Genomic DNA, 22,289 nt, shown 5'->3' with positions numbered 1-22,289 from the left:
AGGCCCGGCGCTGACGCCGGGCCCGTTCTCGCTACTCCGCGGCTGCCGCCTGCGTGGCAGGGGTGCCGCTGATGAACAGCAGCGCGGCCAGCGCGGCGACCGCCGCGACGATCATCGCCCCGAAGAATGCCGCCTGGAAGCCGGCCAGCAGGTCTGAGCCGCTTCCCGCCGCCACCGCCACCATGGCGGCGAGGCCGATGGCCGAGCCGACCTGATAGGTGGTGCTGATCAGGCCAGAAGCGAGCCCGGTCTGCTCGGGGCGTGCGCTGGACATGCCGGCCATGGTGGCCGGGATGTAGGCCAGCGCCATGCCCAGCGCGGCCAGCAGCGAGGCTGGCAGCACGTCGACCCAGAAGTCACCGTCGGCGGGCACGCGGGTGAAGAGGAACAGCGCAACTGCCATGGCGAGCAGGCCGGCCACGAGGTTGGCCTTGATGCCGAAGCGGCCGACCAGCCGGCCCGACAGCCAGACCATCAGCACCATGATGGTGATGGTCATCGGCACCAGCGCCAGGCCGCTATAGAGCGCCGACAGCCCCAGCACCTGCTGCAGGTAGAGGTTGAGGTAGAACCACAGCGGAATCCACGCCGCGCCGAGCAGCGCCATCAGCAGGTTCGCAGCCGCGAGGTTCGGGGTCGCGAAGATCGAAAGCGGTAGCAAGGGCTGCCGGCCCATGGCCTGCAGCACGACAAAGCCGACGAACAGCAGCGCCGCCACACCGAGCAGGGTCAGCGTCGTGGGCGATGACCATTGTCCCGGACCGGTGGTGACGATGGCATAGACCGCCAGCGACAGCGCACCGGTGATGGTGATGGCGCCGAGCCAGTCGATCCGGCCGGTGCCGCCATGCACCCGCGGCAACAGGGCAGGGGTCAGCAGCAGCACCAGCGCGCCGAGCGGGACGTTGACGAGGAAGGTCCAGGGCCAGCTCAGCCACTCGGTGATGACGCCGCCGAGGAACACCCCAGCGGTGCCACCGGCAGCGGCGGCGGCGCCCCAGACACCGAACGCCTTGCCGAGCTCGCGACCATCATGCGCGAACAGCTGCATCAGCAGCACCAGCGCCGACGGCGCAATCAGCGCTGCGCCAACACCCTGGATGGCGCGGCCGGCGATCAGCATGGCCTGAGAGCTCGCGACACCAGCCAGAATCGAGGCCGCGGTCAGGATGACGAAGCCGAGCGCGAACATGCGGCGCGCCCCGAACACGTCGCTCAGCTTGCCGCCGAGCAGCAACAGGCCACCAAAGGCGACGACATAGGCGTTGAAGATCCAGCTGAGGTTCTCGGGCGAGAAACCGAGCTGGGTCTGGATCGCCGGCAGGGCGACGCCGACGATCGAGGTATCGAGAATGACGATGAACTGGGCGGCGCTCAGCAGCGCGAGGCCCCACCACCGCCGTGGATCGGGTTGCATTGGAAAGGTCCTTTCGACTGGTCCGGCGCGGGAGTCGCGCGGCATCGATCGAGGTGCCTAAGGGTTCCAATGTTTGGAGGGTCAAGCCTCAGTGCAACTGCGCGATGCCGAAGCGCGGGCGGTTTGCCGGACGGCCCGAAGACGGCACGGCAGCGGCGATCTTCTCGATGATCGGGCAGCTCGGCCGGTCATCGCCGTGGCAGGTTTCAGCCAGGTGCTGCAGCGTCTCGCTCATCGCGGCGAGGGCGCGCGCCTTCTCGGCCAGTACCGCGATATGCGCGCGGGCGATCGCCTTGACGTCGGCGCTGGCCCGGTCGCGATCGCGCCACAGCGTCAGCAGGTCGCGCATCTGCTCGACCGAGAAGCCGAGGTCACGAGCCCGATTGATGAAGCGCAGCGCATGCAGATCGTCGTCGAGATAGACCCGGTAGCCGGACTCGGTCCGGTGCGGGGCGGCGACCAGCCCGATCGATTCGTAGTAGCGGATCATCTTGGTGGAGATGCCGGTGGCCTTCGCGGCCTGTCCGATGTTCATCCAATGCCTCCTTGTCAGCAGGAGGCGGATACACCTTCCCATGATGGGAAGGTCAAGTCCGGGTCAGCCCCAGCTGAGCGGGATCACGTCGACGATCTCGCCCGGCGGCACGCCCGGCGAATCCTCAGGCACGACGATCAGTGCGTCGGCCAGCGCCAGCGAGGTCGAGTGGCTCGAGTCGGTTTCGAAGATCGGCTCGACCTGCAGGAAGCCGATGTCGTTGCGGCTGAGTGTCGCCCGCATGAAGTGCCGGCGCGGCCCATTCGGCGGCAGGCCGAGCAGGGTGGGGACGCCAATGCGCGGCCAGAACGGATCGATGTGGCCGGTGAGCGCTCTGAGCGCCGGCTTCAGGATCACGGTGGCCGTTACCAGCGCCGAGACTGGGTTGCCCGGCAGGCCGAACACCAGCGTCTTGCCGCGGGTGCCGAACATCAGAGGCTTGCCCGGTCGCATCCTGAGCTTCCAGAAATCCACCTCGACGCCCAGGTCGCGCAGCACTTCCTGGACGTAATCGCGCTCGCCAACGCTGGCACCGCCAGTGGTGACCAGCATGTCGACGCCCTGGTCGAAGGCGCCGAGCAGCGCCGCCTCGAGCTTATCCTTGTCGTCAGCGACGATGCCGAGGTCGATCACCTGTTCGGCCCAGGGCGCCAGCAGCGGGATCAGCCCGTAGGTGTTCGAGGCAATGATCTGGTCCGGCCCGAGCGGCGTGCCCGGCGCTACCAGTTCGTCGCCGGTCGCCAGCACGGCTATCCGGGGTCGGCGCGTCACGGTCAAGGTCGGGTGGTTGGCCGAAGCGGCGAGGTTCAGCATTGCCGGGGTCAGCGCCACACCCGCCGGCAGCAGCTCGGCGCCGCGCTTGAAGTCAAAGCCCTGCTTGCGGACGCTCTGGCCGGGCTTGGGCACCTTCTCGAAGCTGATCTGGTTGCCCTTGGCCGTCGCTTCTTCCTGCATGATCACCGCATCGGCGCCGATCGGCAACGGCGCGCCGGTGAAGATGCGGACGCACTGGCCATGCTCCATCATGCCGACGAAGCGGGCACCGGCCTGCGAGGTGCCGGCCAGCTTCAGCGGCTGGCCCGGCACCACCTCGGCGGCGCGTACGGCGTAGCCGTCCATGGCGCTGGCATCGAACGGCGGCTGGCTGTGCCGCGCCACCAGTGGCTGGGCGAGCACGCGGCGATGCGCGCGGACCAGTGGCAGCGCCTCGCTGCCGAGCTTGGGCAGCTTCCTGAAGATCCGCTCGATGGCTTCGTCGACCGGCATCATCGGTGGAAATCACCCGACTTGCCGCCCGATTTTTCCTCGAGCTGGATGGAGGTCACCCGCATGGCGCGATCATGCGACTTGGCCATGTCGTAGAGGGTCAGCGCGGCGACTGAAGCCGCCGTCATCGCCTCCATCTCGACTCCGGTCTGCGCTGTGGTCTCGGCGGTCGCCGTCACCAGCAGGGCAGGGCCGTCGCCTTCGATCTCAACGCTCACCTTGGTCAGCGGAATCGGATGGCAGAGCGGGATCAGCTCGGAGGTTTTCTTGGCCGCCATGATGCCGGCGACGCGGGCTACGGCCAGGGCATCGCCCTTCTTCAGTTCGCCGCCAAGGATCAGCGCCACTGTCTCGGGCTTGGCTTCCAGCCGCGCTGTTGCCACCGCCCGGCGGCGAGTCGTGGCCTTGTCGCCGATATCGACGATATGCGCTTCCCCCCGCTGGTTGAGGTGGGTGAGCGCCATCAGCCGTGCAGCAGCTTGATGGTTGCGGCGGTGACGTCGTCCTGGCGCATCAGGCTCTCGCCGACGAGGAAGGTGCCGATGCCGGCATGCTCGAGCTTCACCAGGTCGGCATGGGTGTTGACGCCGCTTTCCGACACCAGGTGCACCCCCTGCGGCACGCCGCCGGCGAGGGTCACCGAGGTGTTGAGCGTCGTCTCGAAGGTGCGCAGGTTCCGGTTGTTGATGCCGATGAACTCGGCATTCAGGCCCAGCGCCCGATCGAGCTCGATCTGGTCGTGCACTTCCACCAGCGCATCCATCCGCCATTCCTCGGCGGCGTCGAGCAGGTAGCGCGCGGTGTCGTCGTTGACCGCGGCGAGGATGATCAGGATGCAGTCGGCGCCCCAGGCGCGGCTCTCGGCCACCTGGTAGGTCTCGAACAGGAAATCCTTGCGCAGCACCGGGAGCTTGGTGGCGTTGCGCGCCTCGATCAGGTAGCCCGGCGCGCCCTGAAAGCTCGGGCGATCGGTGAGCACGGATAGACAGGAGGCGCCACCCAGTTCATAGGCCCGGGCGATCTCGGCTGGGTTGAAGTCGGGACGGATCAGGCCCTTGGAGGGGCTCGCCTTCTTCACTTCGGCGATCAGCGCGAACTGGTTGTCAGCCCGCTTCTTTTTCAGCGCCGAGAGGAACCGCCGCACCGGAGGCGCGTCATGCGCTTCGGCGACCACCTCGTTCCAGGGGCGGAGGGTCTTCGCCGCGGCGATTTCCTCGCGTTTGTAGATTTCGATCTGGGAGAGGATGTCGGACATGGGTCAGCTGTTCGATACGGAAATGAGTTTGTCGAGCGTCAATTTGGCGCGGCCGGAGTCAATCTCGCGGGCCGCAAGGTCGGCGCCGAGCTTCAGCGTGTCGGCGCGGCCGGCGACGATGAACGCGGCGGCGGCGTTGAGCAGCACGATATCGCGATAGGGGTCTTTCACCCCATCCAGCAGCCCGCGCAGCCGCGAGGCGTTGTAGGCCGGGTCAGCGCCCTTGAGGTCGGCCATGGTGGCGCGCGGCAGGCCGGCATCCTCCGGGGTGATCTCGAAACTGCGCAGGTCCCCGCCCTTAATCGAGGCGACGAAGCTCGGGCCGGTGGTCGAGAGCTCATCGATGCCATCGGCGCCATGCACGACCCAGGCCGAAATGGCGCGGTTGGCAAGCAGCGCCGCGGCGACCGGTTCGACCCATTTCTTGTCGTAGACACCCAGCATGTAGCGGCGGGCGCCGGCCGGGTTCGACTGCGGCCCCAGGAGGTTGAACATGGTGCGGGTGCCCATCTCCATGCGGGTGGGGCCGACATGCTTCATCGCTGGGTGATGCGCGGGCGCAAACATGAAGCCGATGCTGGCCTCGCGGATGCACTGGCTGATCTTGTCGGGCCCGATATCGGTTTTGATGCCAAGCGCCTGCAGCACATCGGAGGCGCCCGACCTGGAACTGAGCGCGCGGTTGCCGTGCTTGGCCACTGGAACGCCGGCGCCCGCCACGACGATCGACGTCGCGGTCGAAATGTTCAGCGTCTCCGCCCCGTCGCCACCGGTGCCGACGATATCGATGATGCTGTCCGGGGCGTCGACCGCCACCGGCACCATCTTGTCCCGAAGGATCGACACGGCCGCGGCGATCTCGCCGACCGTCTCGCCCTTCACCCGCATGCCCATCAGGAACGCGCCGATCTGGCTCGGCGTCGCTTCGCCATCCATGATCGTGGTCATCACGGCGCGCATTTCTTCGCCGGTCAGATCCTGGCGCGATGCGATCTTGTTGAGAGCTCCCTTGATATCCATCACGCGGCCTTCCTGAGGTTGAAGTCGCGGGCGAGGTTGAGGAAGTTCTGCAGGATCGCGTGCCCGTTTTCCGACGCGATGCTCTCGGGGTGGAACTGCACGCCGTGGCTCGGGTAGTTCCGGTGCTGCATGCCCATGATCAGCCCGTCATCGGTGGAGGCGGTCACCTCCAGCACATCCGGCAGGCTCTGCGGTCTGACGATCAGCGAGTGGTAGCGCGTCGCCTCGAAGCCGGAATTCAGCCCGCGGAACAGGCCCTTGCCGCTGTGATTGATCTTGCTGGTCTTGCCGTGCATCAGCTGCGGCGCGCGGATCACCTCGCCGCCCATCGCCTGGCCGAGCGCCTGGTGCCCAAGGCACACTCCAAGGATCGGCGTTGTCGGCGCGAAGCGCTCGATCAGGCTGAGGCAGATGCCGGCCGTATCGGGGGTCGCCGGGCCCGGCGACAGTACAATGGCTTCCGGCGCGATCGCCGCGACCTGATCGAGGGTGATCTTGTCGTTGCGCCACACCTCGGACTCGCCGCCCAGTTCGCCCAGAAAGTGGACGAGGTTGTAGGTGAAGCTGTCGTAGTTATCGATGACGAGGAGGCGCATGTCTCAGGTTCCAGGCTCGGACGTTATGTAAAACACCGGGTCATTCCCGCGAAAGCGGAAATCACAGAATCAGAGCTGCCCCCCGCCATCGTAGAGTGCTCATTGGCCAACCCGCGCTTCGCCGGCATAGCGGAGCGCCTCTTCTGCGGCGCTGAACAGGGCGCGCGCCTTGTTCTCGCATTCGAGCTGCTCGAGCTCGGCCTTGCTGTCGGCGACGATGCCGGCGCCCGACTGCACGTAGATCTTGCCCTTGGCGACGATCGCGGTGCGCAGCACGATGCAGGTATCCATCGTGCCGTCAGCGCCGAAATAGCCGACGCAGCCGCCATAGATGCCGCGGCGCGATTTCTCGAGTTCGTCGATGATCTCCATCGCCCGGACTTTTGGCGCGCCCGAGACCGTGCCGGCAGGGAAGCCGGCGGCCAGTGCATCGACAAAATCGTATTTCGGGTCGAGGTCGCCCACGACGTTCGAGACGATGTGCATGACGTGCGAGTAGTACTCGAGGAAGAACTTGTCGGTAACCTCGACGCTACCGATCTTGGCCACCCGGCCGACGTCGTTGCGGCCGAGGTCGAGCAGCATCAAGTGCTCGGCCAGTTCCTTGGGGTCGCTCAGCAGCTCGTCCGCCAGTTCCTTGTCGCGCGTCGGCGTGGCGCCACGTTTGCGGGTGCCGGCGATGGGGCGGATGTTGACCTTGCCGTCCTGCACCTTGACCAGGATTTCCGGGCTTGAGCCCGCGACGGCGAAATCGCCGAAATCCAGCATGTACATGTAGGGCGAGGGGTTGGTGCGGCGCAGCGCGCGATAGAGCGCGGTCGGCGGCAGCGTGAACTCGGCCTCGAAGCGCTGGCTCAGCACCACCTGGAAGATGTCGCCGGCCCGGATGTATTCCTTGGCGTCCTCGACCATGCGGGCATACTGCTCGACGCTGGTGTTGGACTTGACCGCGATGGCGTCGATATCGGGCGGGGTCGAGGTGTAGGGCAGGGTGCGCCCCATGCGGCCAACGGCATCATCGATGCGGCTCTGCGCACCTTCCCAGGCCTGCCGGGCGGTCACGCCCGGGCGGATGTAGACCGGCGCAGTGAGATAGAGTTCGTCCTTCAGCGTATCGAACACAGCGAGCACGGTGGGCCGCATCAGGATCGCCTCGGGGAAACCCAGCGGATCCTCGTGGCGGTCGGGCAGCACCTCCATCAGGCGCACCATGTCGTAGCCGAGATAGCCGTAGATGCCGGCCGCAGTCGAGGGAAGACCGGGCGGCACTTCGGCCTGGCTCTCCGCCACCAGGGCGCGCAGCACATCGAGCGGCGGCTCGCTGACCGGGGTGAAGGCGTCGGGCGTCAGGCCGGCATTGCGATTGATGCTTGCCTGGCCTTTCTCGACCTTGAGGATGATGTCCGGATCGAAGCCGATCATCGAGTAGCGCCCGACCGTGGCGCCATCCTGCACGCTTTCGAGCAGGAAGGTGTTCTTCCGCCCCTCGGCGAGCTTCAGGTAGGCGCCGATCGGCGTTTCCAGATCGGCGACGACGCGCCGGAAGACGATCTGGGCGCGGCCGGCGTCGTAGCCCGCCGCGAAGGCGCCGTACTGGTCGTCAGCGGTCATTGCAGGGCGCCGGTATCGGTAAGTTGCTTCAGGACCTGCTCGTTGATCCTGAGGCCGGCTTCCGACTTCAGCCCGGTCAGCAGATCGCTGTAGAGCGCATCACGGCTCGACTCTTCGACGAACTTCTTGATCTCGGCCGTCTGGTCGGAGGTGCCCTGGTTCACTTCGACCACCTGGAACACCACGTGGTCGCCGTCGCCGTTCACCGCCGAGCCGAAATGCGTCGGGCCGCCGTTGAAGATCTCATTGGCTACCGCCTGGTTCAGCACGGTCGTGCCGTCGCCAGCGCGCTTCAGCGGCTGGCTGAGGATCGGGAACTGGCCGATGCTGCTGGCAACGTCGGCAAATGCGGTGCCGGCCTTCACCTGCTCGAGCAGCTTGGCTGCTTCGGCGGTGACGGCTTCGTCGGTCTTGGCATTGGTCCAGGCAGTGATCACCGCGTCGCGGACCTCGTCGAGCGTCTGGTCTCGCGCGTCCTCGACCTGCTTGAGGTCGAACCAGAGGTTGCGGGTCGAGCTCAGCTGGATTGTCGGAGCGAGGTTGCCCTGCTCGGCCTTGAACACCGCGGTGGCGATGCGCTGCGCATCCTCGGGGCCGACGTCCGGGCTGTTGGCGAGCTCCGCACCGGTTTCGGTCAGCGGGACGGTCACGGTGTGGAGGCCAAAGCGCTCGGCGATCTCCGGCAGCGGCTTGAACGCGGCCCGCAGTTCCTCGATCTGGTCGAGCACGTCGGTGTATTCGTTGCGGGCCTGGGTGAGCGCCAACTGCTTGGCGATATCGGCCTTGGCGTCCTCGAGGCTGATGACGCCCCCCGGCTCGATCGCCGAAACGGTGACGGCGCGCTTCGAGCCGATGCCCTCGATGATGACGTAGTCGTTCAGCGCCAGCCCGAACGCCGCGTCAGCCAGGCTGCTGTCGGTGATCTCGGTCTTGCTGAGGTTGCCCAGATCCTGGGCGCTCGCGCCGCTGGCGGCGAGCACGTCGGCGAACGGTGTACCGGCGGCCTTGCCGTCGGTGAAGGCCTTCTCGAGCTCAGGCGTGTTGAGCACCACCTGCTTGACGGTGCGCCGCTCGATCTTCACGCGGCTCTGCTTGGTGCGCTCGTATTCGGCCGCGACGTCTTCATCCGAAATGGTCTTGGTGGCGGCGATCGCCTCGGGTGACAGCGCCAGCAGCTCGATCGTACGGGTCGCCTTGGTGCGGAAATTGGCCTGGTTGTCCTTGAGGTAGGTCGCCAGCTCTTCTTCCGTCGGTTCGGCAACCGGGGGCAGGGCCTGGGCGTTCAGGATGAAGTAGTCGACAGTCCGCGTGTCACCCGAAAAGCGGCTCAACAGCTCGGTAGCGGTCGTAGGCGCCGGCGCACCGGAGAGCAGGCCGCTCACCAGTTGCTGGCGGCGCGCCGCCTTGGTCTGGAGGTCGAAATACTCAGCTTCGGTGAAACCGTTCTGCTGCAGCACGCGCAGGAAATTGCTGCGATCGAACGCACCAAGCGCGCTCGAAAAGCTCGGGTCCTCGCGCAGCATCTTGCCGAGGCGGTCCTCGGAGACGCCGAGGCCGAGGTCCTCGCCGAGCTTGTTGACGGCGGCCTCACCAGCGAGCCGGTCGAGCACCGCGCCCGGCACGCCGAAGACATTGGCTTCCTCGACGGTCGGCACGCGCCCGATCTGCTGGGCGACAGCATTGATCTGGGTATTGTAGGCGCGCTGATAGTCGCGCACCGAAATATCCTGTCCGGCGACGGTGGCCACGGTGTTCGTGCCGAAGCCGGTGATGACGTTCGAAATACCGAACCCCGCCAGGCCGACAATCAGAAAGGCGCCGAGAATCTTGCCGAACCAGGTCTTGGTCAGGTGGCGAAAGCTATCGAGCATCGAGACAAATCCAACAACAGCCGCCTCCCCGGCGGGCGGCGGATACTAGACAGGGTCGAGTTTGTGCCGCAAGGCACATCGGGACGGGGGTTATGGGAAACTCCCACAATAGGCAAGTAGAAGGAGCATCAAGGTGACGGCAGAGATAACGCCGCTGATCGCGGGCAACTGGAAGATGAACGGCACCACGGCCTCCCTGGGGGAGGTGCAGAAGCTCGCGGCGCTGCTCGCCAATGGCGGCGGCCCGCGGGGAACGGTGGTGATCTGTCCGCCTGCCACGCTGCTCGAGCGGCTCAACGAACTGGCGGCTCCCGCCGGCATCGTCACCGGTGGACAAGACTGTCATCCGGCCGCCAGCGGCGCCCATACCGGCGATATCAGCGCGCAGATGCTGGCCGATGCCGGGGCGCAGTTCGTGATCGTCGGCCATTCGGAACGCCGCACCAACCATGGTGAAACCGATGTGCTGGTGCAGCAGAAGGCGCTCGCGGCGCACGCCTCCGGGCTCGTGCCGATCATCTGCGTGGGCGAGATCGAGGCCGAGCGTGACGCCGGCAATGCCGTCGCCGTGGTTATCGGGCAACTCGAACGCTCGGTGCCGGATGACTGGTCGGGTCACGACATCGTCATCGCCTACGAGCCCGTGTGGGCCATCGGCACCGGCCGTACTCCCACTTCGAGCGACATCGCTGAGATGCATAATGCCATCCGCGACCAGCTGAAATCCCGCTTCGGCGAGCCCGGCGCGGCAGTGCGCATCCTCTATGGCGGCTCGATGAAGCCGTCCAACGCCAGCGAGATCCTGCGCATCGCCAACGTCAATGGCGGGCTGGTCGGGGGCGCAAGCCTCTTGGCAAACGACTTCCACGCCATTATCTCCGCCCTCTAGAAGACGCATCCGGCGCCGAGCGAAAGGCGGCGGATGGCGCTGGCATTTGTGTTGGCGCGCGTGTAGAAGGCGCGCCAAACCGATATCGAAAGCCTGAAGGTCCAATGGCCAACGTCCTGATCGTCGCCTACCTCCTGATCGTGCTCGCGCTGATTGCAGTGATCCTGCTGCAGCGGTCGGAGGGCGGCGGGCTTGGTATGGGTTCCTCGAATGCCAACGGGCTGATTTCGGTCCGTGGTTCGGCGAACCTTCTGACCCGCACCACGGCAATCCTCGCGGCCCTGTTCTTTGCCTCGGCCATCGGCCTGACGATTCTCTCCTCGGTTGATCGCGGTACGAGCTCCATCCTCGATCGCGCCGCCCAGGGTGGCGACGCGGCGCCGACGACCGTGCTCGACGCGCTGCAGCAGCTGCAGCAGCAGAGCGCCGGTGATTTGCCGGTTCCGACTGACACGACCACCGCGCCGGCGCCGGCCACGACGACCACTCCGTCGACCACCACCGAAGCTCCGGCGACCACCACCGAAGCTCCGGCGACCGGTTCCGACCTGCCGGTGCCCACCGAAACGGCGCCCGCTACCGAAGCTCCGGCGGCGCCGGCGACGACAGAACAACCAGCGGCGCCCGCCAACTGAGGCCGCCGCGACAGCGAACCGGGGAAGGGGATGGCAACATCCCCTTCTTCTTTTTGTGTGGGGTGCCGTTCGTGATCGGCGGCGCTCTTGAGAATCAGAACTTCGACCGAATAGGATAAAGGCCCATGGCTCGGTACGTTTTCATCACCGGTGGCGTGGTTTCCTCATTGGGCAAAGGCCTTGCGTCCGCCGCTCTCGGCGCGGTGCTGCAGGCTCGTGGCTACAAGGTCCGCCTCCGCAAGCTCGACCCCTACCTCAATGTCGATCCGGGCACGATGTCGCCCACCCAGCACGGCGAGGTGTTCGTCACCGACGACGGTGCGGAAACGGACCTCGATCTAGGTCATTACGAGCGCTTCACCGGGCGTCACGCCAATAAGCGCGACAACATCACGACCGGCCGCATCTATTCCGACATCATCGCCAAGGAGCGCCGCGGCGACTACCTCGGCGCCACCGTGCAGGTGATCCCGCACGTCACCGACGCCATCAAGGACTTCATCCGCGAGGGCAACGAGGATTTCGACTTCGTGCTCGTCGAGGTCGGCGGCACCGTCGGCGATATCGAAGGGCTGCCGTTCTTCGAGGCGATCCGTCAGTTCGGCAACGACCTGCCGCGCGGCCACGCGATCTATGTCCACCTGACGCTGATGCCGTTCATTCCCTCGGCCGGTGAACTCAAAACCAAGCCGACTCAGCACTCGGTGGCGACGCTGCGTTCGATCGGTATCGCGCCGGACATTCTGCTCATCCGCTGCGACCGGCCGATTCCGCAATCCGAGCGCAAGAAGCTGGCGCTGTTCTGCAACGTGCGCGAGAGCGCGGTGATCCAGGGCCTCGACGTTGCTTCGATCTACGACGTGCCGCTCGCCTACCACAAGGAAGGCCTCGACCGCGAAGTGCTCGCCGCCTTCGGCATCGACGACGCACCGGCGCCGGACCTCCAGGCGTGGGAAGATGTGTCCTCCCGCCTCCACAACCCGGAAGGCGAGGTCAACATTGCCATTGTCGGCAAGTATACCGGCCTCAAGGACGCCTACAAATCGCTCAGCGAAGCCCTGGTGCATGGCGGCATCGCCAACCGGGTGAAGGTCAACCTCAACTGGATCGACTCCGAGATCTTCGAGCACGAGGATCCGGCCCCGTATCTCGAGCACATCCACGGCATCCTGGTGCCTGGCGGCTTCGGCGAGCGTGGTTCGGCCGGCAAGATCCAGGCGGCCCGCTTCGCGCGGCTGAAGGACGTGCCGTATTTCGGCATCTGCTTCGGCATGCAGATGGCCTGCATCGAGGCGGCGCGGAACACCGCGGGCATCAAGAACGCCAATTCCACCGAGTTCGGCCCGACCAAGGAACCGATCGTCGGCATCATGACCGAGTGGACCAAGGGTAACGAGCAGGTTACGCGCAGTTCCGAAACCGATCTCGGCGGCACCATGCGTCTCGGCTCCTACCCGGCGCAGCTCGCCAAGGGGTCTCGCGTGGCCGATATCTACGGCTCCACCCGGATCACCGAGCGGCACCGCCACCGCTACGAAGTGAACATGAACTACCGCAAGGTGCTCGAGGCCAATGGCCTGCTGTTCTCTGGCGTCTCGCCTGACGGCAAGCTGCCCGAGATCGTCGAACGCACCGACCACCCGTGGTTTATCGGTGTGCAGTTCCACCCGGAGCTGAAGTCGAAGCCGTTCGAGCCGCACCCGCTCTTTGCCAGCTTCATCGAAGCGGCGAAGGAACAGAGCCGGCTGGTCTGATGGAAATCCGTACGGCGCGGCTGCTGCTGCGCCGCCCACGTGCTGACGACCTGGACGCGTTCTTTGCGATCATGTCGGACGCGCGAGGGATGCGCTACTGGTCGACGCTGCCGCACGCCGACCGTGACGTGACCCGCGCCTGGCTCGACCAGAAGATCGAGCGTACGGCAGCGGGTGGCGAGGATTTCGCGATCGAGTTCGAGGGCCGGTTGGTCGGCGATGTCGGCGCGGGACGCCTGCCGGATTTCGGTTTCATGATCCACCCCGACTATTGGGGGCGGGGGATTGCTTCCGAGGCGGCGGCGGCTTTCATCGACTACGCCTTCTCACGCCAGCTCACCGACCAGCTGCTGGCCGATGTCGACCCGCGAAACCTCGCATCGCTGCGGGTGCTGGAGAAGCTCGGTTTTGCCAGGACCGGCGAAGCGAAGAATACGTTCCTGCTCGGCGACGAATGGTGCGACAGCATCTATCTCGCGCTGCCCGGCCCGCGATAGGCTCCAGGGATTTCAGGAGTTCCAGTTGTCCGAGCTTCGAACGGCGCGCCTGGTGCTGCGCCGCGCCATTCCTGCCGACATCCTGGCGATGCACGCCATCCTCAGCTCGCCTGAGGCCATGCGCTATTGGGCGACGCTGCCGCACGTATCGGTGGCAGAGACAGAAACGTGGTTCGAGGCGCAGTTCTTCAGCGGTGACCCGGCGCGCGACGAATGGGTCATCGTTCAGGATGGGCAGGTGATCGGCAATATCGGCATCTGGAAGATGCCCGAAATGGGCTTCATCCTGCATCCTAGCGCATGGGGCAAAGGCCTCGCGACGGAAGCGGCCTCGGCGTTTCTCACCTATGCCTTCGCGACCTATCCGATCGACGCGGTGACTGCCGACGTCGACCCGCGCAATGCGGCCTCGCTGAAGCTGCTGCAGCGCCTCGGCTTTGCTGTCACCGGCGCTGTCGAGAACACGTTCCTCGTCGGCGATGAGTGGTGCCACAGCGTCTATCTGGCGCTGCCGCGCCCCACCGCGTAGGGCGCGTCCAGGAAAACACTGCAGTGTTTCAAAGCGTGAGCCTAGGCGGCAACACGCTGCTCGGCCTTGGCCTCCGCTACCCGCTGCAGGTAGCCCATCAGCTTCGAGCGGCTCTTGATGCTGTCGGCAACTGGGGTTCGCATTGGCCAGGCAGCCATCGGCCCCAGCAGTCCGTAGGCCGTCACATCCGCCATCGAAGGACGGCTGCCCACGAGGAACGGCTTGTCGCCGAGGATCGCCTCGATGGCGTCGAGGTCCGACTTGCCTTTTGCGGCAATCGTCTCGGCGCTGTGTCGCGCCATCCCGCGAGCGCCCAACTGGTTTCGGAAGTGGCGGCAGATCATGGTGGCGACGGGGCCGGCCATGATACCCGGCACCATTCGGGCCGCCATGGCGCGCACCGCTTCGATGCCCGCAGGGTGAACAAACAGCTCCCATTCGAACACCATGTGGAAGTGCTCCTCGAGCATGCGCCGCAGCGTGTGCGACAGCGCCCGCTGCTCGTCGGCGAGGTCGCGGTCGATATCGAAGCCGCTGCGCCGTGCCAACAGTTCGATGATCACCTCGCTGTCGCCGATCCGCTCGCCGTCCAGTTCGATCCATGGGCTCTTGCCCTTCGGCCCTTTGGACGGAACGTCCTCGAACTCCTGGTCATAGGGGATGCCTGCGAGATCCAGCCACTTGAGCAGCTTGAGCGCAAACGGGCCCGAGGTCGGCAGTCCCCAATCGGGCGAGAAGGTAGACACGGTGAGTTTCGACATCGCGACACCACTTGCTTACCATTGGTAAGTTACCATACTTACCGTTGGTAAGTTGTCAATGGATCGAGATGGCAGGGCGCAGTCGGGTCACCCGAGAGTCGATCGTCGAGCATGCCCGGCGGATCGTCGCCGAGCATGGCACCGCGGCATTGACCTTCCAGGCGCTGGCCGGAGCGCTGGGGGTATCCAAGCAGGCCATCATCTACTGGTATCCCAACAAGTGGGAACTGATCCGCGACTTCTCGCTTCCCGAGCTCAAGGCCGAAGCCGATGTGCTGATCGCGGCGGTCAAACCGACAGCATCAGGCGCTGCAGCGGTCGAACGCTTCATTCGCGCGCTGGTGGCGCATCACCTCGCCGACCTCGGCCGTTTCCGTATGCTCTATCTCGCGCCGCAATTCGACGAGCGGGCGGCCGTACCTGGGACAGGCGAACTGCTCGCACCGATTCACGCGGCGACCTCGTCGATGTACAGCGCCCTGGCGGACAAGCTCAGCCCTGAATTCACGGGAGCCGAGGACGCACGCCGTCTGGCCGTCGCTGCCCACATGGCCGGGATCGGCTTCATCACCATGGTGGCGCTGGCGGACGCGATGGACGATCCGATGGCACATCGGATCGATGCGATGCTGGATGCGCTGGTGGCGCTGTTGACCCGGGCGCCGGCCGCTGCACAATAGCGGCGAACTGGAGTGTCAGTCGTGGCCGAAATCCTCTCGCTCTCGAAAGCCCGCAAGGCCAAGGCGCGCGTTGCCAAGGAGCAGGTGGCGGCGGAGAACCGGATCAAGTTTGGCCGCACCAAGGCGGAGCGGCAGCTTGAGAAGGCGCAGGAATCATTCGAGACCCGGCGGATCGACGCGCATCTGCGCGACCCCGATGGCAGCGAGGGGTAGGGAAATTCGCCCCGCGTTGCGCTAGCCTCCTCTGATGAGCGTAACGAGGTCGCGTGGCCGCCCGCCCTATGCCGATAGCCTCACCCCCGCCGAATGGCGGGTGGCTGATGCCATCCGGCATGGCGGTACCGACCGCACCATCTCGAAGCGCCTCGGCATCAGCAGCGACGCGGTGAAGTTCCACGTCGGCAATATCCTGGGCAAGCTCGGCTTTGCCGATCGCCGCGCCCTCCGGCAGTGGGCCGGGGTGCCGCAGGCGAGCGCGCTTGGACGGCACAGGCAAAGGGGAGACGACATGGCGTCGGCTACTGAAGTTCTGGAGCGCAACGACACCCAGTGGGGGACTATCGGGCAGCTGTCTCGCTCGGTTCACGACATTGCGGCGGCCGAGGCCTGGTATCGCGATGTGCTGCGGCTGCCGCACCTTTACACCTTCGGCAACCTCGCCTTCTTCGATTGCGGCGGCACCCGGCTGATGCTGAGCACCGGCGAGAAAGCCGAGGCCGACGGCTACGTCATCTATTTCCGCGTGCCCGACATCCATGCCGCGCACCGTGAGTTGCAGGCGCGTGGGGCGGTGTTCCAGGCAGCGCCGCATATGATTCACCGGCATGCCGACGGCACCGAGGAATGGATGGCGTTCTTCGGCGACAACGAGGGTCGGCCGCTCGGCATCATGTGCCAGGTCCCGCCGGCTTGACGGTTACAGGCCTGTTCCTTGAAAAGCCTCGCGGCATGATGCAGGTATCGGGTTAGGGCAGGGATGTTGCCCTGACCGGAGCTATTGCCTTGACCACACTTTATGACTTTTCCGCCCCGTTGCTCGGTGGGGCCGAGCAGCAGCTGTCAGCCTATCGCGACAAGGTCGTGCTGGTGGTCAACGTCGCCAGCAAATGCGGTTTCACTCCGCAATATACCGGGCTCGAGAAGCTCTACGAAACCTACAAGGACCGTGGCCTCGTCGTCCTCGGCTTCCCCTGCAACCAGTTCGGCGAGCAGGAGCCGGGCACCGAGGCGGAGATCGCGGCGTTCTGCGACCTCAACTACAACGTCACCTTTCCGATCTTCGGCAAGGTGATGGTCAATGGCCGCGGCGCGCTGCCGCTCTACCAGTGGCTGCGGCGCAAGGCGCCGGGCCTGCTCGGTGTGCAGCTGATCCCGTGGAACTTCACCAAGTTCCTCGTCGATCGCAGCGGCAAGAACGTGCAACGCTTCGCCTCGGCGACGGAGCCGGCTGACATCGCGCCCGCTATCGAGAAGCTGCTCTAGTCGGAGCCGTCCACTCCAGGCTCAGTTTGCGCTGCGTTTGTCTCGGTGTGCGAGGATGCTTGTGAGCCCGCCTCTGGGGCGGCGCCACGCCGGAACAGCATGACGCCCCAAGCGGCAAGCGCCAAGGCGGCGCAGATTGCGATGATAAGACCGAGGGACATCGCTCACCCCTTGTGATGGATGCGCCGTCGCTCGGCGCGTGTTTCGTGCCGTTCCTCGTGCAGCGCCTTGCGGTCGACGACCCGTCCCCGCCAGAACAGCACCGCGCCCCAGGCCACAAAACCTAAGAGCACTACCAGAGCCAAGACCACCCCACCCGGCATCTCGCCACCTCGTTTGGGTTGCTGAGGAGGACGATATGCCTGTTACGGCGGGGTGAACAGGGGTTCGCGCGGGCCCTATCGCTCGGTCGCGATGGTACCGATGGGGCGGTGCCGAGCTATTTTCGTTTCAGATCCCACGATGCATAGAGCCGGTTCAGCTCCTCCGGGGTCCCGGTGAAGACATGCGGCAGGCCGGATGCCAGCGCCAGCTGTCGATACTTGCCGGCCGCGTTCCGCGACTTCCATAGCCAGCGGAGCATCAGCCAGTTCAGCGAGTCCTGTTCCCCCTCCAGGGCGCCGGCTCGCGACTTCTGCAACAGGGTGCGGTAGAAATAGCGTCGATAGCGCGTGGCGAGGCCCGCATCGATAACCAGAATGGCCGTGGCCCGTCGAACCCGCTGTGGCGCCAGTCGTGAATAACCGCCGTCGATGACCCAACTTGGTTCAAGGATGACCTGGTCGTGCAGGGCGGCGAACTCCTCCTCGGGCCGCACCTGCCAGTTGGTATTGGGCAGGTGCTGCAGGCGGTCGAGGTGGATGGCAGGAATATCGAGCTTCTGTGCCACGGCGACGGCCAAGGTCGATTTGCCCGAGTTGGTGGGGCCCAGGATCATGATCCGGCGGCCGAGACTGGCAAGTGGAGGCAGGTCCTGCACGTCGTTCCTCCAGAGACAGAAATGCCGCCCCAGCATTGGGCTGGAGCGGCATTGCAGTTTGAATGAGACTCACTCGGCCGGCTGCATGTCCTTGCCGGTGTAGACTTCGTCCACCCAGTACTGGTCGCGGCGCCAGAAGCCGTTGAACGGGGTCAGCGAGGCCTGGGTGTAGGCGCCCATCAGGCCGAACTCGATCCAGTCGTCTTCATCGACGTCGGACGGCAGGGTGAAGATCTGCGGCAGCACGTCGTAGCTGTCGCAGGTCGGGCCCCAGACGGTGAAATCGGAGAACTCGCCGTCATTGTCGTGCAGGCGCGGACCACGCCACACCCGGGTCGGCGGGGTGAAGTGCATGAACTTCACTTCCATCAGCGAGCCGTAAGCGCCGTCGTTGAGATATACCGACTGTCCGCCGCGCTGGTGTTTTACACGCAGCAACAGTGAAGTGGAGGACGTCACCAGCGCACGGCCCGGCTCGATGATCAGCTCGGGCTTGGAGCTGGCGAAGTTGTCCTTCACCGCCTGCGAGATGGTCTCGAAATAATAGTCCATCGGCGGCGCTTCGGAGGTCGGGTAGGGGGCAGGATAGCCGCCGCCAATGTTCAGGCGCTTGAGCTCGATGCCCGACTCTTCAGCAATTTTGGCGGCTGCCGCGATGTGACGCTCGTAGGCATAAACGTCCTCGCACTGCGAGCCGACGTGGAAGCAGAGCGACGGCGTGTAGCCCATCTGGTCGACGAGCCGGACGATCTCGGCGGCGCCATCCTGCATCACGCCGAACTTGATGCCGAAATCGTAGGATTTCAGCGCCTTGCCGGCCTTGAAGCGGGTGGTCACCTCGATGTCGCGCGACGGCGACACCACCGCCGCCAGCTGGTCGAGCTGCTGCGGGTGATCGATGGTGAACGAGCGAACCCCGAACTCCTCATAGGCGCGCTCGATCTCGCGCTTGTTCTTGATCGGGTTGTTGTAGTGCATCGCCGCGCCTGGGGCGTGGTCACGCACCAGCTCCATCTCCATGTTGGAGGCGACGTCGAAGGCCTTCAGGCCCTCTTCGTGCAACTGGCGGATAATGTGCGGCGACGGATTGCACTTGACCGCGTAGGTCAGGAGGCCGTCGAACCCCTTCTTGAACACCTTGGTCGCCCGGTGCAGTTCTTTCTTGGAGAACAGGAAGCTCGGAAAGTCCGGCTCCTCGCTGGCGATAAGCTGCGACGTGTTGGTGTAGACCGTGGTCGGCTCAGTCATTGGGCGGCTAACCTTTCAGGGGTCTTGTACGAGAAGGTCCTCGGGGCAGAAAAGTGAGCGCTGCATATAGGGTCGATTGACCCACTGGGCAACGTCATATTTCGGGGATTACCAATCGGTAAGCCCAGCACCTAAAAGGCGCCAGATTCGCGGCGTTTGTCGGGCCATCGCGCCCACGGTTCGCGGCGCACTATCGCCCGAGGATATGACGATGTCGAAACAGGGTTTGGTCTTGGTGCTCGGAGGCGTCGCGGCGGGCGCCGCGCTGGTGTTCGGTTACGCCGAGCTTTCGAGTCGCACCGCCGAGCCGCCGGCCATGGTCAGCGCCGTGCAAGCCACCGAACCGGCCGCGGCCGAAACGCGCGCCGTTCCTGCCACCCGCACCGAGCTGCAGCTCAGCTTTGCACCGGTGGTGAAGTCGGTGACCCCCTCGGTTGTGAACGTCTACGCCACGACGATCAGCCAGCGCGCCACCTCGCCGTTCCTCGATGACCCGTTCTTCCAGCGCTTCTTCGGCGGCGATGGGCCGTTCATGGACAGCCGGCCGCAGAAGTCACAGTCGCTCGGCTCCGGTGTCATCGTCGATGGCGCCGGGGTGATCCTCACCAATCACCACGTCATCGAAGGCGCGACCGACATCCGCGTTTCGACCAATGACGGACACGAGTACCCGGTCGACTTGGTGCTCGACGATCCCAAGACCGATCTTGCCGTGCTGAAGGTCAAGGACGCGAAGGGCGCGACCTTCCCGGCACTGGCCTTTGCCGATTCCGACCAGTTGGAGGTCGGCGACCTGGTGCTGGCGATCGGCAATCCGTTCGGCGTCGGCCAGACCGTCACCTCCGGCATCGTCTCGGCGCTGGCCCGCACCGGCGTCGAGAGCTCGAACTACGAGTTCTTCATCCAGACTGACGCCGCCATCAACCCGGGCAATTCGGGCGGTGCGCTGGTCGATCTGCAGGGCCGGCTCGTCGGGGTCAATACCGCGATCGTCTCGCGCTCCGGCGGCTCGGTCGGCATCGGTTTTGCCATCCCGGCCAACATGGCCAAGCTCGTCGCCGAGACCGGCATTGCCGGTGGGGCGCTGGTGCGTCCGTGGTTCGGTGCCCGCATGCAGCCGGTGACCGCCGATCTCGCCGACAGCCTCGGGCTTGGCCAGGCACGCGGCGCGCTGATCAGCGAGATCGCCCCGGGTGGTCCGGCCGAGAAGGCCGGCTTTGCCGATGGCGACGTGATCCTGGCGGTCGATGGCTTCAACATCGAACAGCCCAGCGCGTTCGATTTCCGCCTTGCCACCAAGCCGGTCGGCGCCACGGCGGACCTGCAATATTTCCGCGCCGGCAAGACCGAGGACAAGATCATCACCCTCGAAGCGCCTCCGGGCACCGCCAAGCCTGTCACCGTTTCGGGCAACACGCGCTTCGCCGGCACCACCGTCGAAACCGTGACGCCCGCCGTGGCGCAGGAGCTGGGGCTGCCCTACGACACCCATGCAGTGGTGGTGCGCGGCATCGAGTCCGGTTCGCCCGCTGACGATATGGGCCTCAGGGCCGGTGACCTGATCATCAGTCTCAACGGCAATGCGACCGATGATGCCGAGCGTTTCGGCAAGCTCGCCAATGACCGTCCGCAGAGCTGGCGGGTTGTGCTACAGCGGGGCGGCCGGATCGTCCGGGCCGAGGTGAGTGGTTGATGCTTTCGTTGTTCGATGATGCCGCGCCGCGTCCGCTCGCCGAGGCCCTGAGGCCGCAGCGGCTCGCCGACGTCATCGGGCAGGATCACCTGCTCGGGCCCAATGGCCCGATCGGTCGCATGGTCGCCGCCGGCAGGGTCTCGTCGTTCATCCTGTGGGGCCCGCCGGGCGTCGGCAAGACCACCATTGCCCGGCTGGTGGCAAAGGAAGTCGGGCTCGATTTCGTGCAGCTGAGCGCGGTGCTGAGCGGCGTAGCCGACCTCCGCAAGGTGATCGCCGACGCCAAGGCGCTGCGTTTGGGGGCAGGGCGGCAGACGGTGATGTTCGTCGATGAACTGCACCGCTTCAACCGCACCACGCAGGATGCGCTGCTCCCCCACGTCGAGGACGGCACCGTCATCCTGATCGGCGCCACGACGGAGAATCCGAGCTTCTCGATGGTCGCGGCGCTGTTGTCGCGCGCCAAGGTCTATACGCTGAGGCGTTTCGAAAAGCCCGATCTCGCCATCCTTGCCGAGCGGGCTGAGGCGCATGTGGGCAGGAAGCTGCCGATCAGCGCCGAAGCGCGCGATGCGCTGCTCGAGATGGCCGATGGCGATGGCCGCTATCTCATCGGCCTCGCCGAGGAACTGTTCGCGCTGCCGGAGGATGCGATGCTCGATGTCGCCGCCCTCGCCGAGACGGTGCAGAAGCGGGCGCCGGTCTACGACAAGGGGCAGGAGGAGCATTACAACCTGCTCAGCTGCTTCCACAAAAGCCTGCGCGGCTCCGACGTGCAGGCGGCGATGTACTGGGCGCAGCGCATGCTGGTGGGTGGCGAGCACCCCGACACCATCTTCCGCCGCCTCGCCTGCGCCGCCTCCGAGGATGTCGGCATGGCCGATCCACAGGCCATGGTGCAGGTGATCACTGCCTGGAACGCCTTCGAACGCACCGGTTTCCCCGAGGGCGAGCTGTTCATGGCGCAGGCGATCGCCTATGTCGCCACGGCTCCGAAATCCAACGCCGCCATGCTTGGCTTCGCCAACGCCAAGGCGCTGGCCCAACAGACCGGCTCGCTGCCGCCGCCCAAACACATCCTCAACGCCCCGACCAAGCTGATGAAAGAGCTCGGCTACAACAAGGGCTACCGCTACGACCACGATTATCCGGATGCGTTCTCGGGGCAGGAGTTCTTCCCGGATGAACTGGCCGGCGACCGCCGTCCCGAGTTCTACCAGCCGAACGAGCGCGGCTTCGAGCGCGAGGTGATCAAGCGGCTCGACTTCTGGTCCGGCCGCCGCGAACAGCGCCGCGAGGAAGAGGGCGGGGAGTAGAGCGTCTCACGGATTGAGTTGAACCTCCTTGCCGCTGGGTGGGTGGGGGGCTGTCGTCGAACTGATCCACTCCGATCTCCCCAGCTACGATGTCATCCCAGCGAAAGCTGGGATCCAAGCATCCACTCGCGCGGGCTGGGAGTTGGGTCCCAGCTTCCGCTGGGATGACAGCCGGTGGGTGGTCGAAGCCCAAGCCCAACAGCTTGGCCGATGCAGCTCAATCGTGAAACGGTTCCGGCTCTCCCGCCGTTGCTT

24 protein-coding genes are annotated in these 22,289 nt (G+C 65.6%); 11 read left to right on the top strand and 13 right to left on the bottom strand.

Going from position 1 to position 22,289, the window contains the following annotated elements; translation table 11 throughout:
- Positions 1-31: 31 nt before the first annotated feature.
- From ASC68_RS16350 to ASC68_RS16310, 9 genes are all read right to left on the bottom strand, one after another.
- A complete protein-coding gene (locus ASC68_RS16350; RefSeq protein ID WP_055881486.1) occupies positions 32-1,417 on the bottom strand; it encodes an MFS transporter in 1,386 nt (461 codons plus the stop codon).
- A gap of 88 nt (positions 1,418-1,505) precedes the next feature.
- The gene (gene cueR / locus ASC68_RS16345) at positions 1,506-1,952 is read right to left on the bottom strand and encodes a Cu(I)-responsive transcriptional regulator (protein WP_055881481.1); all 447 of its coding nucleotides are present in this window, start codon (positions 1,950-1,952) and stop codon (positions 1,506-1,508) included.
- 63 nt (positions 1,953-2,015) lie between these two features.
- Entirely contained in the window at positions 2,016-3,221 is a 1,206-nt protein-coding gene (glp, locus tag ASC68_RS16340) for a gephyrin-like molybdotransferase Glp (RefSeq protein ID WP_055881477.1), read from the bottom strand.
- A complete protein-coding gene (gene moaC, locus ASC68_RS16335; RefSeq protein WP_055881475.1) occupies positions 3,218-3,682 on the bottom strand; it encodes a cyclic pyranopterin monophosphate synthase MoaC in 465 nt (154 codons plus the stop codon). Before moaC ends, glp begins: the two co-directional genes overlap by 4 nt.
- Positions 3,682-4,473 (bottom strand): indole-3-glycerol phosphate synthase TrpC, encoded by a 792-nt coding sequence (gene trpC / locus ASC68_RS16330; protein WP_055881471.1) that lies wholly within the window; start codon positions 4,471-4,473, stop codon positions 3,682-3,684. The genes moaC and trpC overlap by 1 nt, the downstream gene beginning before the upstream one ends.
- A 3-nt stretch (positions 4,474-4,476) precedes the next feature.
- Complete coding sequence (gene trpD / locus ASC68_RS16325; protein ID WP_055881468.1) at positions 4,477-5,496, bottom strand: anthranilate phosphoribosyltransferase; 1,020 nt, start codon at positions 5,494-5,496, stop codon at positions 4,477-4,479.
- Positions 5,493-6,089, bottom strand: a complete 597-nt coding sequence (locus ASC68_RS16320) for an aminodeoxychorismate/anthranilate synthase component II (RefSeq protein ID WP_055881465.1) — start codon at positions 6,087-6,089, stop codon at positions 5,493-5,495. The genes trpD and ASC68_RS16320 overlap by 4 nt, the downstream gene beginning before the upstream one ends.
- A gap of 99 nt (positions 6,090-6,188) precedes the next feature.
- Positions 6,189-7,700 (bottom strand): anthranilate synthase component I, encoded by a 1,512-nt coding sequence (gene trpE, locus ASC68_RS16315; RefSeq protein ID WP_055881462.1) that lies wholly within the window; start codon positions 7,698-7,700, stop codon positions 6,189-6,191.
- On the bottom strand, positions 7,697-9,571 hold the full coding sequence (locus ASC68_RS16310; protein ID WP_055881460.1) for a peptidylprolyl isomerase: 1,875 nt from the start codon (positions 9,569-9,571) through the stop codon (positions 7,697-7,699). The genes trpE and ASC68_RS16310 overlap by 4 nt, the downstream gene beginning before the upstream one ends.
- Before the next feature lie 133 nt (positions 9,572-9,704).
- Between ASC68_RS16310 and tpiA the strand changes: the two genes are divergently transcribed.
- From tpiA to ASC68_RS16285, 5 genes are all read left to right on the top strand, one after another.
- Positions 9,705-10,460 carry a triose-phosphate isomerase gene (gene tpiA, locus ASC68_RS16305; RefSeq protein ID WP_082528220.1) on the top strand — a complete coding sequence of 252 codons (756 nt, stop codon included), beginning with the start codon at positions 9,705-9,707 and terminating at the stop codon, positions 10,458-10,460.
- A 104-nt stretch (positions 10,461-10,564) separates the two neighbouring features.
- Complete coding sequence (gene secG, locus ASC68_RS16300; protein WP_055881457.1) at positions 10,565-11,095, top strand: preprotein translocase subunit SecG; 531 nt, start codon at positions 10,565-10,567, stop codon at positions 11,093-11,095.
- A 125-nt stretch (positions 11,096-11,220) separates the two neighbouring features.
- Positions 11,221-12,849, top strand: a complete 1,629-nt coding sequence (locus ASC68_RS16295) for a CTP synthase (RefSeq protein ID WP_055881456.1) — start codon at positions 11,221-11,223, stop codon at positions 12,847-12,849.
- Positions 12,849-13,346 carry a GNAT family N-acetyltransferase gene (locus ASC68_RS16290; RefSeq protein WP_197421254.1) on the top strand — a complete coding sequence of 166 codons (498 nt, stop codon included), beginning with the start codon at positions 12,849-12,851 and terminating at the stop codon, positions 13,344-13,346. The genes ASC68_RS16295 and ASC68_RS16290 overlap by 1 nt, the downstream gene beginning before the upstream one ends.
- A 25-nt stretch (positions 13,347-13,371) precedes the next feature.
- Positions 13,372-13,875, top strand: a complete 504-nt coding sequence (locus ASC68_RS16285) for a GNAT family N-acetyltransferase (RefSeq protein WP_055881453.1) — start codon at positions 13,372-13,374, stop codon at positions 13,873-13,875.
- Positions 13,876-13,916: 41 nt separating this feature from the next.
- Here the strand turns inward: ASC68_RS16285 and ASC68_RS16280 are convergent, their stop codons facing one another.
- On the bottom strand, positions 13,917-14,636 hold the full coding sequence (locus tag ASC68_RS16280) for a glutathione S-transferase family protein (RefSeq protein WP_055881452.1): 720 nt from the start codon (positions 14,634-14,636) through the stop codon (positions 13,917-13,919).
- A gap of 68 nt (positions 14,637-14,704) precedes the next feature.
- On the opposite strand from ASC68_RS16280, the gene ASC68_RS16275 reads away from it, so the two are divergent.
- The 4 genes from ASC68_RS16275 to ASC68_RS16260 all read left to right on the top strand — a co-directional run bounded on the left by ASC68_RS16275 (position 14,705) and on the right by ASC68_RS16260 (position 16,798).
- Positions 14,705-15,316, top strand: a complete 612-nt coding sequence (locus tag ASC68_RS16275; RefSeq protein ID WP_055881449.1) for a TetR/AcrR family transcriptional regulator — start codon at positions 14,705-14,707, stop codon at positions 15,314-15,316.
- 21 nt (positions 15,317-15,337) lie between these two features.
- Positions 15,338-15,529: a DUF4169 family protein gene (locus tag ASC68_RS16270; protein ID WP_055881447.1), complete on the top strand. Its 192-nt coding sequence runs from the start codon at positions 15,338-15,340 to the stop codon at positions 15,527-15,529.
- Positions 15,530-15,563: 34 nt separating this feature from the next.
- Positions 15,564-16,229: a LuxR C-terminal-related transcriptional regulator gene (locus tag ASC68_RS16265; protein WP_055881445.1), complete on the top strand. Its 666-nt coding sequence runs from the start codon at positions 15,564-15,566 to the stop codon at positions 16,227-16,229.
- Between the two features lie 89 nt (positions 16,230-16,318).
- Positions 16,319-16,798 carry a glutathione peroxidase gene (locus ASC68_RS16260; RefSeq protein ID WP_055881441.1) on the top strand — a complete coding sequence of 160 codons (480 nt, stop codon included), beginning with the start codon at positions 16,319-16,321 and terminating at the stop codon, positions 16,796-16,798.
- A gap of 164 nt (positions 16,799-16,962) precedes the next feature.
- Here the strand turns inward: ASC68_RS16260 and ASC68_RS28705 are convergent, their stop codons facing one another.
- The 3 genes from ASC68_RS28705 to ASC68_RS16250 form a co-directional block, all read right to left on the bottom strand.
- Entirely contained in the window at positions 16,963-17,103 is a 141-nt protein-coding gene (locus ASC68_RS28705; protein WP_156387355.1) for a hypothetical protein, read from the bottom strand.
- A 134-nt stretch (positions 17,104-17,237) separates the two neighbouring features.
- Positions 17,238-17,777 carry an isopentenyl transferase family protein gene (locus ASC68_RS16255; protein WP_248310553.1) on the bottom strand — a complete coding sequence of 180 codons (540 nt, stop codon included), beginning with the start codon at positions 17,775-17,777 and terminating at the stop codon, positions 17,238-17,240.
- Between the two features lie 69 nt (positions 17,778-17,846).
- Entirely contained in the window at positions 17,847-19,025 is a 1,179-nt protein-coding gene (locus ASC68_RS16250) for a hypothetical protein (RefSeq protein WP_055881439.1), read from the bottom strand.
- 211 nt (positions 19,026-19,236) lie between these two features.
- Between ASC68_RS16250 and ASC68_RS16245 the strand changes: the two genes are divergently transcribed.
- Together ASC68_RS16245 and ASC68_RS16240 are read left to right on the top strand one after the other, a co-directional pair.
- Complete coding sequence (locus ASC68_RS16245; RefSeq protein WP_248310552.1) at positions 19,237-20,718, top strand: DegQ family serine endoprotease; 1,482 nt, start codon at positions 19,237-19,239, stop codon at positions 20,716-20,718.
- Positions 20,718-22,034: a replication-associated recombination protein A gene (locus ASC68_RS16240; RefSeq protein WP_055881436.1), complete on the top strand. Its 1,317-nt coding sequence runs from the start codon at positions 20,718-20,720 to the stop codon at positions 22,032-22,034. The genes ASC68_RS16245 and ASC68_RS16240 overlap by 1 nt, the downstream gene beginning before the upstream one ends.
- Positions 22,035-22,289: the final 255 nt, after the last annotated feature.

Origin of the sequence: Devosia sp. Root105 (assembly GCF_001424865.1) — a bacterium.
Lineage (GTDB): Bacteria > Pseudomonadota > Alphaproteobacteria > Rhizobiales > Devosiaceae > Devosia_A.
Note: the sequence above shows the minus strand (reverse complement) of the source record. Positions and strands in the feature narration are given on the sequence as shown.